Origin of the sequence: Sinobaca qinghaiensis, from assembly GCF_003610495.1 — a bacterium.
GTDB classification, from domain to species: Bacteria; Bacillota; Bacilli; order Bacillales; family Marinococcaceae; genus Sinobaca; species Sinobaca qinghaiensis.
Map to the genome: position 1 here is coordinate 695,933 of NZ_RAPK01000006.1, position 16,306 is coordinate 712,238.

General features: G+C 49.9%; 14 protein-coding genes. 13 read left to right on the forward strand and 1 reads right to left on the reverse strand.

What is annotated here, in order from left to right; translation table 11 throughout:
- Positions 1 to 138 precede the first annotated feature (138 nt).
- The 11 genes from fliD to ATL39_RS03760 all read left to right on the forward strand — a co-directional run bounded on the left by fliD (position 139) and on the right by ATL39_RS03760 (position 12,075).
- Positions 139 to 2,157 (forward strand): flagellar filament capping protein FliD, encoded by a 2,019-nt coding sequence (fliD, locus tag ATL39_RS03710; RefSeq protein ID WP_120191925.1) that lies wholly within the window; start codon positions 139 to 141, stop codon positions 2,155 to 2,157.
- Between the two features lie 33 nt (positions 2,158 to 2,190).
- Entirely contained in the window at positions 2,191 to 2,703 is a 513-nt protein-coding gene (gene fliS, locus ATL39_RS03715) for a flagellar export chaperone FliS (protein ID WP_342768751.1), read from the forward strand.
- On the forward strand, positions 2,700 to 3,056 hold the full coding sequence (fliT, locus tag ATL39_RS03720) for a flagellar protein FliT (RefSeq protein ID WP_120191926.1): 357 nt from the start codon (positions 2,700 to 2,702) through the stop codon (positions 3,054 to 3,056). The genes fliS and fliT overlap by 4 nt, the downstream gene beginning before the upstream one ends.
- A 155-nt stretch (positions 3,057 to 3,211) precedes the next feature.
- Positions 3,212 to 3,595, forward strand: coding sequence for a DUF8042 domain-containing protein (locus ATL39_RS03725; RefSeq protein WP_120191927.1), 384 nt, complete (start codon positions 3,212 to 3,214; stop codon positions 3,593 to 3,595).
- Between the two features lie 243 nt (positions 3,596 to 3,838).
- Entirely contained in the window at positions 3,839 to 5,263 is a 1,425-nt protein-coding gene (locus tag ATL39_RS03730) for an NAD-dependent succinate-semialdehyde dehydrogenase (protein WP_120191928.1), read from the forward strand.
- A gap of 179 nt (positions 5,264 to 5,442) precedes the next feature.
- A complete protein-coding gene (hpf, locus tag ATL39_RS03735; RefSeq protein ID WP_120191929.1) occupies positions 5,443 to 6,030 on the forward strand; it encodes a ribosome hibernation-promoting factor, HPF/YfiA family in 588 nt (195 codons plus the stop codon).
- 240 nt (positions 6,031 to 6,270) lie between these two features.
- Positions 6,271 to 8,805, forward strand: a complete 2,535-nt coding sequence (gene secA / locus ATL39_RS03740; protein WP_120191930.1) for a preprotein translocase subunit SecA — start codon at positions 6,271 to 6,273, stop codon at positions 8,803 to 8,805.
- Positions 8,806 to 8,892: 87 nt separating this feature from the next.
- Positions 8,893 to 9,997 (forward strand): peptide chain release factor 2 gene (prfB, locus tag ATL39_RS03745; RefSeq protein ID WP_120191931.1). Its coding sequence is split into 2 segments (ribosomal slippage): positions 8,893 to 8,964 and positions 8,966 to 9,997, totalling 1,104 coding nucleotides; the frame shifts between segments, so codons are not numbered across the junction.
- Between the two features lie 14 nt (positions 9,998 to 10,011).
- A complete protein-coding gene (locus ATL39_RS03750) occupies positions 10,012 to 10,791 on the forward strand; it encodes an SDR family oxidoreductase (RefSeq protein WP_120191932.1) in 780 nt (259 codons plus the stop codon).
- Between the two features lie 85 nt (positions 10,792 to 10,876).
- The gene (locus ATL39_RS03755; RefSeq protein WP_120191933.1) at positions 10,877 to 11,176 is read left to right on the forward strand and encodes a c-type cytochrome; all 300 of its coding nucleotides are present in this window, start codon (positions 10,877 to 10,879) and stop codon (positions 11,174 to 11,176) included.
- A 224-nt stretch (positions 11,177 to 11,400) separates the two neighbouring features.
- Complete coding sequence (locus ATL39_RS03760) at positions 11,401 to 12,075, forward strand: M23 family metallopeptidase (RefSeq protein ID WP_245960906.1); 675 nt, start codon at positions 11,401 to 11,403, stop codon at positions 12,073 to 12,075.
- Between the two features lie 45 nt (positions 12,076 to 12,120).
- Here the strand turns inward: ATL39_RS03760 and ATL39_RS03765 are convergent, their stop codons facing one another.
- Positions 12,121 to 13,233, reverse strand: coding sequence for a cysteine desulfurase family protein (locus ATL39_RS03765; RefSeq protein WP_120191935.1), 1,113 nt, complete (start codon positions 13,231 to 13,233; stop codon positions 12,121 to 12,123).
- A gap of 211 nt (positions 13,234 to 13,444) precedes the next feature.
- Between ATL39_RS03765 and ATL39_RS03770 the strand changes: the two genes are divergently transcribed.
- Positions 13,445 to 14,899, forward strand: coding sequence for a S41 family peptidase (locus ATL39_RS03770; RefSeq protein WP_120191936.1), 1,455 nt, complete (start codon positions 13,445 to 13,447; stop codon positions 14,897 to 14,899).
- 94 nt (positions 14,900 to 14,993) lie between these two features.
- Positions 14,994 to 16,166 carry a PDZ domain-containing protein gene (locus ATL39_RS03775; protein WP_120191937.1) on the forward strand — a complete coding sequence of 391 codons (1,173 nt, stop codon included), beginning with the start codon at positions 14,994 to 14,996 and terminating at the stop codon, positions 16,164 to 16,166.
- Positions 16,167 to 16,306 lie beyond the last annotated feature (140 nt).

Here is a 16,306-nt window from a genome sequence, read left to right on the forward strand (position 1 = left end):
ACCTCAGCTGATCAGCTGAGGTTTTGTTATATGCGAAATACATAGCCGGCTGAATACTTTTTTACAACAAAAGGTTTAGTTTATCGCCTTGTAGACCGATAAAGAGAGTAGAGTTCGAGAACGAGAGGATGAAATGAGATGGCGATGAACCGGGTTACCGGCTTTGGCTCCGGAATGGATATTAATCAGATGGTAAAAGACCTTATGCGCGCTGAGCGGATGCCGATGGATAAGCTCACGCAGAAAAAAACAACGATTGCGTACCAGATGGAGGAATACCGCAGCGTGAACCGCATGTTTAACGATTTCCGCACGAGTACCTTCGATACCGTTATGCGTGCTTCCAATATGCAGGCACGTACGGCGGCTTCAACGAATGATGCCCGGGTAACGTCAACAGCTAACGCCGAGGCCGGAAATTCCAGCTACCAGCTCAGCGAAGTCCGTGAGCTGGCGAAGGCGGCTTCGTTAACGACCTCGGCGCGGGTCGGGGATGAAACGTTTAAAAGCACAGCCAGCCTTGGTTCGCAGAGCTATGCAGCCAATGCGCCGGAATGGAAAGCGGGCGTCACGCAGAAAGAAACACTGCGCGCCGATGGTACCCAAACCGCATTTACGGTATCAAAAGACAATCTGAAAACAGATGCAGCCGGCGATATGATTATTAAAGGAAGAAATCAAAATTATGAAGTCGTAACCGGCGATGCGGTGCTTACAGCTAATCAGGTTCGCGTCACTTTTGCCGGAGACGGCAGCAGCATGGAGCTGGAATTTGGTAAAGCTCCGACAAGCGGCGATGTAAGCGTTGATTATTTTACGACGAGCGCCACTCAGTCATTTAATCCAACGGCGGCCCAGTCGACTTTTTCGATTGGAAAAGGTTCAATAGATCCGTCGACCCTTGATATCCGTGTAGGAGGTGGGGGACCGTTAGTGATTGTTACCGATCCTGATCAAACGCTGCAGGCAGGCGAAGCTTACTTAAACAGTGCGACCGGACAGATCCGCCTGGCAGAAGCTACGACGGAAGCCTTAGAGGTGAACTATACCCAGCAGTATGAAACTGGGGCTATTTCCACCTTCAACGCGGAAGGCAAAGAAGTGAAGGAACAGTTTATTATCCAAAGCGGGCAGTCGCTTAATCAGGTCATGACGGCTGTCCGTAATTCTAAAGTAGGCGTACAGGGCTTTTATGATCAGTTCACTGGTAATATTTCCATGAACCGCTCTGAAACCGGGAAATTTAATCCAGACGGCCCGGAGATGACATTTGAGGGAAACTTCTTTCAAAATACGCTTGGACTGGGCAGTGCCAACTATACCGATGCCTCAAATGCAAAGTTCACGTTGAATGGAATGGATACAGAGCGCACGTCCAATACATTTACCGTTAACGGCATGACGATGACATTAAAGGATACGTTCACCGCTGCGGAAGGCGCGGTCACGCTTTCTTCCACTGTTAATACGGATGGAGTGTTTGATACGGTAAAAGGGTTTGTGGATGAATACAACAAAATGCTGGAGACCATTAACGGCAAATTAAAAGAAACGTTGAACCGTGATTATCCGCCGCTTACCGATGAGCAGCGTGCAGAGCTAAGTGAGTCTGAAATCGAAAAATGGGATAAATTGGCTCAAAGTGGCATGATCCGTAACGATCGCATTATCAGCAATGCGATGACAACGATTCGTAATGATCTCTATGGATCAGTCAGCGGCTCGTCTTTCGGAAACTTAACGTCGCTCGGTATTACAACAACGAGAAACTATATGGACGGCGGCAAGCTGGAGATTGATGAAACGAAGCTCCGTGCTGCGATTGAGTCTGATGCTGAAGGTGTGTTTAACGTGTTTGCCGCTAACGGAGAGACGAAGAACGAGCAGGGTGTTGCCCGGAGGATGCGTGACAGCCTTGATACCGCAATCACGCAGATTGCCGAGCGGGCCGGCGGGTTAAAAGGAAAAGTACAAAACAATCAGTTTACGCTCGGGCGTGAGCTTATGAATACGGATGACCGTATCAGCGATTTTGAGCGCAAGCTGACGATGATTGAAGACCGCTACTGGAGGCAGTTCAGCGCAATGGAAAAGGCGATGTCTGCGGCAAATAACCAGTCCAACATGATCTTTTCGATGTTTAACAGCAACCAATAATAAAACTGCACTACGTCTGGGAGGACAGTACACATGGCATTTAATCAAGCACAGGACCTTTATAAAAAAAATATGCAGGCTGCGGGCCCATCTAAGCCGCTTGCTTCCGTCAGTACGATGGCAAGAGAAACAAAAGCCCCGGCTCCGCCTCTGAATGCTCCATCACAGGCGTATAAAAATCAGTCGGTACAGACCGCATCCAAGGGAGATTTAACGCTGCTGCTGTATAACGGCTGCCTGAAATTTATCAGCCGGGCAGAGACCGCTATTGCGGCAAAAGATCCTGAAGAGCGGCACACGTATATTATGAAAGCCCAGGATATTATCCGCGAGCTCATGATTACGCTTAGAACGGACAGCGATGTGGGTAAAAATATGCTGCAGTTGTATGATTTTATTTTATCGCGCCTCAAAGACGCCAACATAAACAACGATCCGCAGGCACTGCAGGAGGCAGCGGGACTTGTGACTGACTTCCGCGATACATGGAAGGAAGTCATGAAACTCGACCGCCAGCAGCGTTTCGGGAGCGGAGGCCAGGCATGATTAACGCTTTATATGAAGAAACAAAGCAGCTTCATGATTTAGTCACCGGAAGCGACCCCGAAGGAGAAGCTGACCGCGAAGCTTACTTAGAGCGCGTAAATAAGCATCTCACCAGACGCGATTCGCTTCTTGCTGAGGTTCCTTCATCCGGTACTTTTACGGCAGAAGAACAGAAGCTCGGCGATGAAATGACAAAGATGAACCAGGTCATTGATGCCTGTATGGAAAACGTGCTGGAACGCTGGAAAAAGGACGTACAGCAGCTCAAAGCGAAAAAGCAGTCCAACAAGCTCTACCAGAATCCCTACGCAGAACCAGCGTCGGACGGCGTATTTTTTGACCAGAAGAATTAATAGAAGTTAAAAAAACATGGCCTGCCGAAAGCGTCCGCCTATAAAAATTTATATTTTTCCAAAACCTGAAAAACCTGCCCATTCCAGAGCAGGTTTTTTGCATTTTTTTCAGATGATAAGCGTGATAGGCTTAGGGGAAAGGGGGGGATCAGGCAATGGCGAAATCATTGGAAAAAGCGGAGCTGGACTTTCTGGCTACATACTCCGCGCTGCTTGATACGCTGGAGGATGGATTTAGCTCGGTAGCCTATTTCTACCGGGAAGGGTTTGAAGAAAGCGGGGACCGTCTGTTGCTGCAGATGCTGGAAAGCGTGCTGCCGTATTCGCCGGAGAATATGACGATGGCGCATATTGTATCCGAACGCGGGGAGCATCAGAAGGTGCTGAAACAGTTTTATCAAACGACAGCCGAAGCGGGGAAGATGCTGGAAACCAAAAACCGGCATGAAAAAATAACTTACCTGAGTACCGTGCTGCTGCCGGTGTTCCAGCGTTGGAAGCTGTTAGTGGACGGGCTTTTACACCAGAAGGAAAATTAATGTATGTATGCGGAGATATATAGGGGCGCTGTCTGGTTTTTATTGTAGCAGATGCTGGAGCGGCGGCCTTTTTCTCTATTTACCAAAACACTTTCACAGTGTGAAGCTGGCGTGTCCGTATGTCACGTACGGCACATCTCCGGTAAAATTAACGGTCTTTCCCGGAATAAACTTCCATCAATATGGGTATAGAGTACATGTGGTACGGAACGAAAAAACGTGATTTAAAAAGGAGTGTCCATATTGGATAGTAAACTTTATATCAACGGAGAATGGAAAGACGGATCCAAGGAACGCTTTGACGTGCTTGATCCCGGCACAGGGAAAAAAATCGGCACCGCAGCCAACGGCAGCAGCAAAGATACAGACGAAGCTATTGAAGCCGCGAACGAAGCATTTAAAACATGGTCAAAAACGACGGCGGCAGAACGCGCTAAATATATGAAGAAAATCCACCAGCTCATGCTTGAAAAGAAAGATGAGCTTGGAGAATTAATAACAAAAGAAATGGGAAAACCTCTCCATGAGGCAAAAGGGGAAATTGAATACGCGGCCTCTTTCATTGAATGGTTTGCCGAGGAAGCGAAACGCGTGTACGGCGAAACAATTCCGGCAAGCTCCACGGAAAAGCGGATCATGGTTATTCACCAGCCGGTCGGCGTTGTAGGGGCAATTACGCCGTGGAACTTCCCGCAGGCGATGGTTACCCGTAAAGTAGCGCCGGCACTTGCTGCTGGCTGCACGATTGTTCTAAAGCCGGCAGGAGACACACCGCTCTCCGCATTTAAATTCGCGGAGATCTGCGAAGAAGCCGGCCTTCCAAAAGGCGTCTTTAATTTGATCAGTGCGAACAGCGGCTCGGAAATCGGGGAAGCAATGATGAACAATAAAGCCGTTCGTAAGGTTACGTTCACCGGCTCCACCGAGGTCGGAAAAGTTCTGATGAAGCAGGGCGCCGATCATATGAAGAAACTTTCTCTTGAACTGGGCGGACACGCACCGATTATCGTGCTTGATGATGCTGATATTGATAAAGCCGTCACCGGCACGATTGCATCGAAATTCCGCAACGCCGGACAGACCTGCGTATGCGGTAACCGCGTTTATGTTCAGGAAGGCATTTACGATGAGTTTATCGAGAAATTCCAGAAAAAAGTCTCTGAACTGAAAGTCGGCAATGGTTTTGACAAAGTCGAAATCGGGCCGCTTATTAATAAAGAAGGCTACGAAAAAGTTGAGCGCCACGTAAAAGATGCAGTAGATCAAGGAGCTGTAGTCGTTGAAGGCGGCGACGGTTTTGAAAAGGACGGCGCGTATTTTTACAATCCGACCGTTCTTAAAGACATTACCCACGATATGTTGATTATGAATGAAGAAACGTTCGGACCTGTCGCGCCGATTCAGAAGATATCAAGCGATGAAGAAGGCGTGCGCCTTGCCAATGATTCCCCGTTCGGTCTCGCCTCCTACTTCTTTACCGAAAGTCTGAGCCGCGGCATGAAAGTAGCCGAAGGGCTGGAATTCGGTATTGTCGGCTGGAACGACGGCGCTCCGTCCGCTGCCCAGGCACCGTTCGGCGGCTGGAAAGAAAGCGGAATGGAACGCGAAGGCGGGCATCAGGGTATTGAAGCATTTCTTGAAACTAAATATATTTCCATGGGACTGTAAAAAAACCGGGCGCTTCGATTACGAAGCGCCTTTTTCTATGCAAAAGGTCCTGAGCCCTTGTTCTAATGCGGATTATTTTAAAAATAAATGTGCTTTTTTTTAAATTTCTTTTGTGTTTAAGAAGGTATATAAGAGTGGAATAGAGAAGTGTATTAACAACCGAGAGGAGGAGTTTACTAGTGAATTATAACATTCGTGGTGAAAACTTAGAGGTGACTCCCGCATTGAAAACATATGTGGAGAAAAAGGTAAGCAAACTTGAAAGGTATTTTGATACTACCCCGGTAGCAGATGTTCATGTAAAGCTTCAAAAGCAGAACAGCGACAGCATTATTGAGGTGACGATTCCGATGCCGCAGCTTTTACTGCGTGCCGAAGAGAATCATGCTGATATGTACGCTGCTGTGGATCTTGTAGTGGAGAAGCTGGAAAGGCAGATCCGTAAATACAAAACGAAAGTAAACAGAAAATTCAGACAAAATGGCAGCGTGAAGCAGCTGTTTAACAACAACATGGAAGCTCTGCAGGAGCAGGTATCCCAAAATGGCGACCCATCCAATGCAGAATTCCCCGAAGATCCGGTCGATGATTTAGAAGTCGTCCGCACGAAGCGCTTTAATTTGAAGCCGATGGATGCAGAAGAAGCTATTCTGCAGATGGACATGCTCGGCCACAATTTCTTCGTTTTCTCCAATGCGGTAAACGGAGACACAAGCGTCGTTTACAAACGTAAAGATGGAAGATACGGGCTGATTGAGCCTGAATAAATAAACAGCCGGACAGCAGAAATGCTTTCGGATAGAAAGGAGTCCCCGCAGAGGGGGCTCCTTTTTGCCTCCTGTTTTTAATTGTAAGGTCCCCAGTAAACTGATAGAATAATGTAAGGTATGAAGAAAAATAAATGAATGATACAAGTACTCGATTTTCCTCTGCCGAAACGGGCAGGAATATTATATGGACAATCGATTCTATTTCCCAAAAGGGGAAGAGAGGGCGATGATGAACGAATGATAGGTATGCTTAAAAAAGTGATAGGAGACACCGACCAGCGCCACGTAAAGAAAATGCAGAAAACCGTGGAGGCAGTGGAATCCTACGCTGACGATATGAAAAAGCTCAGTGACGATGGACTGCGCATGAAAACAGAGCAGTTCAAAAAAGAATATGCAGACGGGAAAAAGCTCGATGACCTGCTGCCGGAAGCATACGCGGTTGTCCGGGAAGCAGCGGCCCGCGTCCTGAAGATGACTCCGTTCCCTGTTCAGATTATGGGTGCGATTGTCATGCACCGCGGCAACATTGCGGAAATGAAAACCGGTGAAGGTAAAACCCTTGTGGCTACCATGCCGGTGTACCTTAATGCGATTGCAGGAAAAGGTGTACATGTCGTTACCGTGAACGACTACCTTGCCCGTCGGGACAGTGAAATGATGGCGCCGCTTTATGAATTTCTAGGTCTGGAAGTCGGCCTGAATCAAAAAGGCATGACCAAGGAAGAAAAGCGGGAAGCGTATCAATTCGACATTACGTACAGCACGAACAATGAGCTCGGCTTTGACTATCTGCGTGACAACATGGTTCTTTACAAAGAGCAGATGGTTCAGCGTCCGCTCCATTTTGCCGTGGTCGATGAAGTGGACTCAATTTTAATTGATGAAGCAAGAACGCCGCTGATTATTTCCGGAACTGCGGAACAGTCCACGAAAATGTATGCAACAGCCAATACGTTTGTGCGCCGCCTGACACTGGAAACTGACTATACGTACGATGAAAAAACAAAAAACGTCCAGCTGACAGAAGAGGGCGTCAATAAGGCAGAATCTGCCTTTCAAATTGAAAACCTGTTTGACCAGCGCCACGTGCAGCTGATCCACCATATTAACCAGGCGCTTAAGGCGCGTGTGGCAATGCACCGTGATTCCGACTATGTGGTCGAAGACGGCAACGTCGTCATTGTGGACCAGTTTACCGGCCGTTTAATGAAAGGCCGCCGCTACAGCGACGGACTTCATCAGGCCATCGAAGCAAAAGAGGGCATGGAAGTGCAGAAAGAAAGCATGACGCTCGCCTCGATTACGTTCCAGAACTACTTCCGGATGTATCAGAAGCTTGCCGGGATGACCGGTACGGCCAAAACGGAGGAAGAAGAGCTTAAAGATATTTACGGAATGAGCGTAACGTCCATTCCAACCAATAAACCGATCGACCGGACGGACAGCCCGGACCTGATTTTCAAGTCCAAAATGGGGAAATTCAAAGCGGTCGTGAACAAAATTGAAGAACTGTACAAATCCGGCCAGCCGGTGCTTGTCGGTACGGTAAGCGTGGAAACGTCCGAGCTTGTGGCAAGCCACCTGCAGAAGCGCCGCGTGCCGCATCACGTATTGAATGCAAAGAACCATGAAAACGAAGCGAAAATCATTGAAAATGCCGGTCAGCGTTCCGCAGTAACGATTGCGACAAACATGGCCGGACGCGGAACCGACATTAAGCTCGGCGACGGCGTAAAGGAACTGGGCGGACTGTTTGTGCTCGGTACCGAGCGTCATGAAAGCCGCCGGATCGATAATCAGCTGCGCGGGCGTGCCGGACGCCAGGGTGACCCGGGTGCCTCTCAGTTCTTCCTTTCCATGGATGATGAGCTGATGCGCCGCTTTGGGTCTGATAACATGAGAAGCATGATGGACCGCCTCGGCATGGAAGAAGACCAGCCGATTGAAAGCAAGCTTGTCAGCCGTGCGGTAGAGCAGGCCCAGAAGCGTGTGGAAGGCTCGAACTTCGATGCCCGGAAGCAGGTTCTGCAGTATGATGATGTTATGCGCGAACAGCGCGACGTGATCTACAAGCAGCGGATGGAAGTGCTCGAGTCCGATAACCTGAGCGCGATCGTGAAAACGATGATCGGCACGGTAATTGAGCGGACCGTTCACCTGTACACGCCGGAAAATGAAGTGCATGAGGACTGGGATCTGGAAGGTCTTACGCATTATCTGAGCGGTACGGTGCTTTCCATGGATGATCTGCACGTAAAAGACATCGAAGGACTGGATTCCGAAGAAATTATTGATAAAGTAAAAGGCATCGTCATGAAGAAATACGATGAAAAAGAAGAAGAGCTTACTGCACCAACGATGCGTGAATTTGAAAAAGTTATTATGCTTCGTGCCGTGGACCGTAAATGGATGAACCACATCGATCAGATGGACCAGCTCCGTCAGGGTATTCACCTGCGTGCTTACGGCCAGAACGATCCACTCCGCGAGTATAAGTTTGAAGGCTTTAACATGTTTGAAGACATGATCGCGTCCATTGAAGAAGAAACAGCCACCTACGTGATGAAAGCCCAGGTAAACAACAACCTTGAACGTAAAGAAGTAGTGTCGCAGAATCAGGCGGTTCACGGAGAAACAGACCGCTCGGACGCAGCCAAGAAGCGTCCGGCCCGCAATACGGAAGATGTAGGAAGAAACGATCCCTGCCCGTGCGGCAGCGGCAAAAAATATAAAAACTGCCACGGCCAGGAAGATACGAAAGCTCAATAAAAGATGCAGGGGGAGGAAAGGCGGACCAGTCTCCTCCTCTTTTTTCAGCCTTCACTAGAAATGATGAACAGGAAAAGGGGAATTACAATGGAAATCGCAGATATACGCAATGAATTATCAAAAATGAGCAAGGTACTCAACGACTTTAGGGGGTCTCTTTGACCTCGCTGCCAAAGAAGAACGTATAGCAGAACTGGAAGAAAAAATGACGTATCCGGACTTCTGGGACGACCAGAACAATTCAAAAAAAGTCATTGATGAGGTAAATATTTTAAAGGAAACGGTCCACGGCTTTCAAGAGCTTGAAGAAGAGCTCGAAAACCTGGAAGTCTCCTACGAACTGGTCAAAGAAGAGCCGGAGGAGGATCTGAAAAAAGACCTCGATGACGGCATGAGCGCGCTCCGCCGCGCAATTAACGACTATGAGCTGCAGATGCTTCTCAGCGAGCCGTACGATAAAAACAATGCGATCCTGGAGCTTCATCCAGGTGCTGGCGGCACCGAGTCGCAGGACTGGGCCTCGATGCTGCTTAGAATGTACAAGCGCTGGGCAGACCTGCGCAGCTTTTCCGTCGATATGCTCGACTACCAGCCGGGTGATGAAGCCGGTGTGAAAAGCGTCACGCTTCTTATTAAAGGACGCAATGCCTACGGCTACCTGAAAGCGGAAAAAGGGGTGCACCGCCTTGTGCGGATTTCACCGTTTGATTCATCCGGACGCCGCCACACGTCGTTTGTTTCCTGCGAAGTAATGCCGGAAATGGATGATGACGTGGAAATTGACATCAATACCGAGGATTTAAAAATTGATACGTACCGCGCGAGCGGTGCCGGCGGACAGCACGTCAACACGACCGATTCCGCCGTCCGTATTACCCACCTTCCGACAAACGCAGTCGTCACCTGCCAGAACGAACGCTCCCAGATCAAAAACCGTGAGCAGGCGATGAAAATGCTGCGGGCTAAGCTGTACCAGCTTAAGCTTGATGAACAGCAGGAAGAAATTGATGAAATCCGCGGCGAACAGATGGAAATCGGCTGGGGCAGCCAGATCCGTTCGTACGTCTTCCACCCGTACAACATGGTCAAAGACCACCGCACCAATTTTGAAGTCGGAAATACCGGCGGCGTAATGGACGGGAAGATTGATCCCTTTATTGATGAATACCTGCGTTACAGCATGAAAGCATAAAGGAGGCGTATCTTATGGATTTAGGGCTGAAAGGAAAAGCAGTCGTTGTTCTTGCTTCAAGTAAAGGTCTTGGATTTGCTGCTGCATCTTTGTACGCGCAGGAAGGAGCCAACGTGATGCTTGCCGGCCGCGAAGAAGAAAGCCTGGCGGAAGCGGCAGCTGCTGTAAAAGGCGGGGGTTCTGTATACTGGCATGTATGTGACGTCACCAAGCCGGAAGACATTAAACAGCTGATGAAAGAAGCTGAAAATAAACTGGGCGGCATCGATGTACTCGTGAACAATACCGGGGGCCCGCCCGCCGGGGATTTTGAAGATATGGAAGATGAAGACTGGCAGTATGCGTTTGAGCTGACGCTGTTCAGCTATATCCGCGCGATACGGGCGGCCCTTCCGCTGCTGAAAAAAAGCAGGGGCCGGATCGTGAATATCGCTTCGTCTTCGATTAAACAGCCGGTGGACCATCTGCTGCTCTCCAATACGTTCCGCTCCGGCATTGCCGGCTTTTCTAAAAGCCTGGCGATTGAATTTGCGCCGCACGGTATTTTAATTAATACCGTAGGTCCGGGAAGAATTGAAACCGGAAGGACGACAAGCCTGCTGGAAAAAACCGCAGCGCGTGAAGGCGTTACGTTTGAAAAGGCAAAACAACAAAGCGAAGCCTCCATTCCGCTCGGCCGCTACGGTCTCCCGGAAGAATTTGCGAGACAGGTCGTGTTTCTCGGCTCCCCGGCCAATTCCTATACGACCGGGCAGATTATTCTCGTCGAAGGCGGTGCCGTCAGCGCATATTAAAGATAGGACCTTACCGGCGTTTCAGAACGGCCAGGCAGGGTATTAAATAAACAATGACATAATGGAATAGAGAGGGGTATGTATAATGAAAAAAGCATTGCTGGCTGTTGCTGGAAGCTCGATGTTTATGCTGGCCGCCTGCGGCGGGGGAGGCGGCGGAGAAGAAGAGGACACCACGGCGGCTCCCGAACAGCTGTATCAGCAGAACTGTGCGACCTGTCACGGGGAGAACCTCGAAGGCAATAATGGTCCGGCACTTGATGGCGGAAACCTTGAAGAAGATCAGGTACTTACCATGATTGAAAACGGAGGCAACGGCATGCCGGCCGGCCTTTTAGAAGGCACTGAAGCAGAAAGTGTTGCAACCTGGGTTGCAGAGCAGTAGTATATAAGTAATGGTTAAAGATTGGAGAGTCCCCTCTCCTTTCTTTTTTTAATTAATTACCAGGTAATTAGTATTGGTTTTTTCCTCCTTGTTTTTCCTCCTCTGCTTAACGCATCTTTTTCCCTTATGAACTATTTATTCTGTATGTCCTTTAAAAGAGGTGAGGCTTTCTACAAAGAATAGGTTTTTTAAGTATGTCCACTAAAAAAGAAGGAAGTGACTACGTGACACCACGAATCCCCCGCTTTGAAAAGAATTTCCACCCTGATTATTCCGCTTTACATAAAAGAAAGCTCCCCTGGCTTCCCGCTGCGGCGGTCTGTCTGTGTTTGCTGATAAGTATGGAAGCAGACGCCGAGGCAGCAGAAGAAAAAATGGTAATTGTCCTTCCGCCGGTGCCGGCAGAACACGTGAAAAAAGACACTGCGGCGGTATTTTCTATTTCAGATACGCCGGTGCAGACATTTTCCGCTTTTGCGGCAGCAGAAGAAACAGTAACCGGATTTGTCCGCCCGGCGACCGGACGGATCACATCGGAATATGGGCCGCGCAACGGCCGCATGCATCACGGCATTGACATCGGCCGGGGCGGCCGGATGAATGTGCCGGTCACAGCCGCCGCAGCCGGTACCGTTGTGGAAGCCAAATATCGTAACGGCTACGGCAATACCGTGATGGTCTCCCACACAATGAACGGCAGGGAGATGATGACGCTTTACGCGCATCTGGCTTCGATCGGCGTCACCGCCGGCCGGAAGGTGGCACAGGGTGAGAAGCTCGGACTGATGGGGAATACAGGCGCTTCCCGGGGGCCCCATCTTCATTTTGAAGTGCATGAAGGCGTCTGGGACACCCGGAAGTCGCGTTCCGTGAATCCGCGCCGCTATGTTGATTTTTAAGAAAAAACTCCGGAAAGCCTGTTGGCCTCCGGAGTTTATAGGTGGTTAAAGGATTTGTTTTAACGCTTCAATAACAGCAAACACGTCCTCGTCCGTACTGTACGGACCGAGGCTGAAACGGACCGCGCCCGCGCCCTCCTGCTCGGTAAGGCCTAGAGCCCGGAGAGCAGCCGATAATTCCACTGAACCGCTGTGGCAGGCAGCCCCTGTTGAAGCTGCCAGAAAAGGCATCTGCTGCAGAAGGTCCTGACCGGTGATGCCTGTAAAACGGACGTGCAGCGTGTTGGGGAGCGTGTGAACCGGATGGCCGTTGCGGTGCACCCGGAGCGGGAAATTCTGCTGCAGCAGTTCCCAGAATAAATTACGCAGCCTCTGCACCTCGGTTATGTCAATAGAAGCAGCATCCGCGCACGCTTCCCCGAGGGCGGCAGTGAACAATACGTTTTCCGTTCCGGCCCGTCTGCCCGTTTCGTGAGAAGCTCCGTGAAGCAGGGGGGACAGGGCAGCCGTTTTTCTGATGTACAGCGCACCGATCCCTTTCGGCGCATAAATTTTATGTCCGGCAATGGTCAAAAAGTCAACGCCAAGGTCATTCACATTCACGGGAATTTTGCCGAGCGACTGTGAAGCGTCGGTATGAAACGGCACCTTGAACCGGCGTGCAATGGCGCTGATTTCTTCAATGGGCTGAACGGTTCCTGTTTCATTATTGGCATGCATAACGGAAATGAGCGCCGTGTCTTTCGTAATGGCTGCCTCAATATCAAACGGATTAACACGGCCGTAGGAATCCGTCCCAACATAGGTGACAACAGCTCCATGTTTTTCCAGATAGCGGCAGGGTTCCATTACTGCAGGATGCTCGACAGCGGTTGTAATGATATGGCAGGGCTTTGCTCCGCACAGCTCGTATATTCCTTTTAACACATGGTTGTTTCCTTCTGTTCCGCCGCTTGTAAACACTATTTCGCCTGGTTCGGCGCCGATGAAATCCGCCACGCGGGAACGTGCTTTCTCGACTGCCTTTTTGGCTTCTGTGCCGGCCCAGTGCCCGGCGGAAGGGTTGCCGTAGGACCGGTCCATCCAGTAGGAAAGAACGGTTTTTACGTTGGTGGAAAGCGGGGTGCTTGCATTGTAATCCATGTACACCTGTCTCATAGTAGGTGCCGCCTTTCTATAATATGTAGTATTTTTATTTTAGCATATGCGGTGCAGGCAGATATGTGAAAAACAGGGATATTTTCATTTGTTACATGCTTCTTTCATGCTAGAATAAAGGAAGTATGTTTATTGCAACGGAGAAGACACGATAAGTCCGGCGCGATTACTGAAACACAGCAGCCAGAGCACATAATGGAGTGGATTATATATGGGATGGAATAAAAAGACGGCAGCAGCGTTCACGGGTGCAGCGCTGGTCGCGGGAACAGGAGGCGTGTTTCTAGGCGCCAACCTCTCAGACACTGGTTCCGGTACCTCCGGAAGTTCGGGCCAGGCCTCTACAGGAAATACACATACGGAGGACATGGAGCGGTTCGAACAAGTATACAGCACGATCAGTGAAGACTACATGGACGAAGTGGATTCCGGCCAGCTGATGGAAGGAGCGATGGAGGGGATGATCGAAGAGCTTGGCGATCCCCACTCCTCCTACATGAATCAGGAAATGTCAGAAGAGTTTAATCAGTCGCTGGAGTCCTCTTTTGAAGGTATTGGAGCAGAGGTGAGCCTTATTGATGATACCGTCACGATCGTAGCCCCGTTTCAGGATTCTCCGGCCGAACAGGCCGGTCTGCAGCCAAATGATCAGGTGCTCGAAGTGGACGGGGAATCGACGGAAGGAGAAACGCTTAATGAAACCGTGCTCCGTATCCGCGGGGAGCAGGGAACCGACGTAACGCTTACCGTGCAGCGTGCCGGAAGCAGCGAACCGTTTGATGTCGTAGTTGAACGCGATGAGATTCCGGTGGAAACCGTGCAATCGGAAATAATCGAAGAAGACGGATCCAGAATCGGCCACCTCTCCTTAACTTCCTTTGGGGAAAGCACGGCTTCCGAGTTTGAAGAACAGCTTAATTCCCTTGAAGAAGAAGGGATGGATGCACTGGTTATTGATGTACGCGGAAATCCGGGCGGCTATTTAAATGCCGTGGAAGAAATCGGCGAACTGGTTATTTCCAGCGACAAGCCTCTCGTGCAGATTGAAGATCGAAACGAGCAGGTGGAGGAGTTTACGAGCGACCTTGCCGAGCCGAAAGATTATCCAATTGTCGGCGTCATTGACGAAGGCAGTGTATCTGCTTCCGAGATTCTAGCAGGTGCATTAAAAGAAGCCGGCAGCTATGACCTGGTAGGACAGACCACTTACGGAAAAGGAACAGTTCAGCAGTCGATGGAGCTTGGAGATGGCAGCCAGCTGAAGCTTTCCATGTTCAAGTGGCTGACGCCGGACGGCAATTGGATCGATGGAGAGGGCGTAGAGCCTACTATTGAAGTAGAGCAGCCTGATTACTTTACTTCCGCTGCCCTTGATCCGGAAGATCCACTCGAGCTTGACCAGGTTGGAGAAGATATCGGAACAGCCCAGAATATGCTGCAGGGACTTGGCTACGAGCCGGGTCGCTCCGACGGATACTTCAATGAAGAAACCGAAACAGCCGTGCAGAACTTCCAGGAAGAACAGGATCTGGAAGCAAACGGGACGATTGATGAGGATACGGCAGAGGCGCTGAACCAGGCCCTGCTCGAAAATATCCGTGATCCGGAAAACGACGCCCAGCTTGAACGTGCCCTGCAGGAAGCTGCCGAGCAGTCATCTGAATAAATAAACCGCAGGCAGGGCGTCTCCTGCCTGTGCTTTTCATTTAAATAAAACAAGTTACCGACTAAGTCAAAGGATAGGAAAGGAAGGTGCTTCATTGGACTGGATAACGTGGTTATGGGAAATAGCGAGGGCGGTCGGCTGGTTTTTTGCCAACCCTCTTACATATGTAATTATCGGTACAGCATTTTGGATAGGCTCTAAAAGAGTAAAACAGGAGCGGAAAGATTTTAAGACGAGGCTTTACCCGCCGCTTTACGATGTACTTGTATCAATCTGGCCGGGCATAGCCTACGGCCTGCTCGTATCGATACTGGTCGTGGTGTCAGGACTTTTCGTACCACTGGAAGTGCTGGCAGCCGCCGCTGTATTGTGGATTTTATTTATCGTCTGCGGACTGATGCGTTTTGCCACCCCGGCTCATGTGCTCGGACTGAGCGTAGTGGCCGCACACGTAGTTCCGCTAATCTGGAACCCGTCCGGCGGCTTCTGGGGCGGGATCATGTCGTCCCTGCAGGAGGCGGATCTGCGCCCTGCGTTCGTACTTACAGCACTGCTTGTTCTTACGGAAGGCCTGCTTCTTCTCCGCACGAAACGGCATCATACGTCTCCCTATCTTTTTAAAACACCGCGGGGCAAGTGGCAGGGAGCTCATCGTTTAAAGCGTGTATGGCTTCTGCCGGCATTTATTCTCGTACCGGGGGATGCGCTTCAGGCCATCGGCTGGTGGCCGCTGTTTCCTATAGAAGGAACCGGTCTTTCCCTGCTGCTGTTTCCATTTGCCGCAGCCCTCAGGCTCGACATTATCGGAAGCGTTCCGCAGCAGGCCGTGCGGCGTATCGGTGGAAAAATTGTGCTTTGGGGTCTTGTCCTCGGAGCCGCAGCTGGTGCTGCCTATTTGGTTGACTATCCGATCTACATCGCAGCCGCTGCAGCTCTTCTCGGAAGAGAATGGATTACGTGGTCACAGAAACGCCGGGAAGCATCAAGCCGGCCGATTTACACCGTGCCGGACCGGGGTCTGCGTGTAGCAGGCATTCTTCCATACTCTCCGGCGGAGAAAATGGATATTAAGCCGGGAGAAATAATTACCAGGGTCAACGGTCAGACGGTAACGAATGAAAATGACCTTTACCAGGCGATTCAGCTTAATTCCGCCTACAGCAAAATCGGCGTCATCGACTTGAATCAGGAGCTGCGCTATACGCAGATCGCGGTTTACGCAAACGAACATTACCTGCTCGGCTTATTGCTTGTAAAACAAGAGTAGGATGCTTATACTTTATAGAACCAGACGAAAAGACCATCTGCCGAGGATGGTCTTTTACGTCTCTCTAAAACGAACATGTATTCGTTTTTTGCGTTTGGAAACAGCGTAAATGTGGTATAATGAAGCAGAATAATAGACGA

Excerpts from the sequence above, each read along its gene's own strand:
- fliS (WP_342768751.1), top strand. The coding sequence starts at position 2,191 with ATGGCATTTAATCAAGCACAGGACCTTTATAAAAAAAATATGCAGGCT.
- ATL39_RS03755 (WP_120191933.1), top strand. The coding sequence starts at position 10,877 with ATGAAAAAAGCATTGCTGGCTGTTGCTGGAAGCTCGATGTTTATGCTG.
- fliD (WP_120191925.1), top strand. The coding sequence starts at position 139 with ATGGCGATGAACCGGGTTACCGGCTTTGGCTCCGGAATGGATATTAAT.
- ATL39_RS03725 (WP_120191927.1), top strand. The coding sequence starts at position 3,212 with ATGGCGAAATCATTGGAAAAAGCGGAGCTGGACTTTCTGGCTACATAC.
- ATL39_RS03750 (WP_120191932.1), top strand. The coding sequence starts at position 10,012 with ATGGATTTAGGGCTGAAAGGAAAAGCAGTCGTTGTTCTTGCTTCAAGT.
- fliT (WP_120191926.1), top strand. The coding sequence starts at position 2,700 with ATGATTAACGCTTTATATGAAGAAACAAAGCAGCTTCATGATTTAGTC.
- secA (WP_120191930.1), top strand. The coding sequence starts at position 6,271 with ATGATAGGTATGCTTAAAAAAGTGATAGGAGACACCGACCAGCGCCAC.
- ATL39_RS03770 (WP_120191936.1), top strand. The coding sequence starts at position 13,445 with ATGGGATGGAATAAAAAGACGGCAGCAGCGTTCACGGGTGCAGCGCTG.
- ATL39_RS03765 (WP_120191935.1), bottom strand. The coding sequence starts at position 13,233 with ATGAGACAGGTGTACATGGATTACAATGCAAGCACCCCGCTTTCCACC.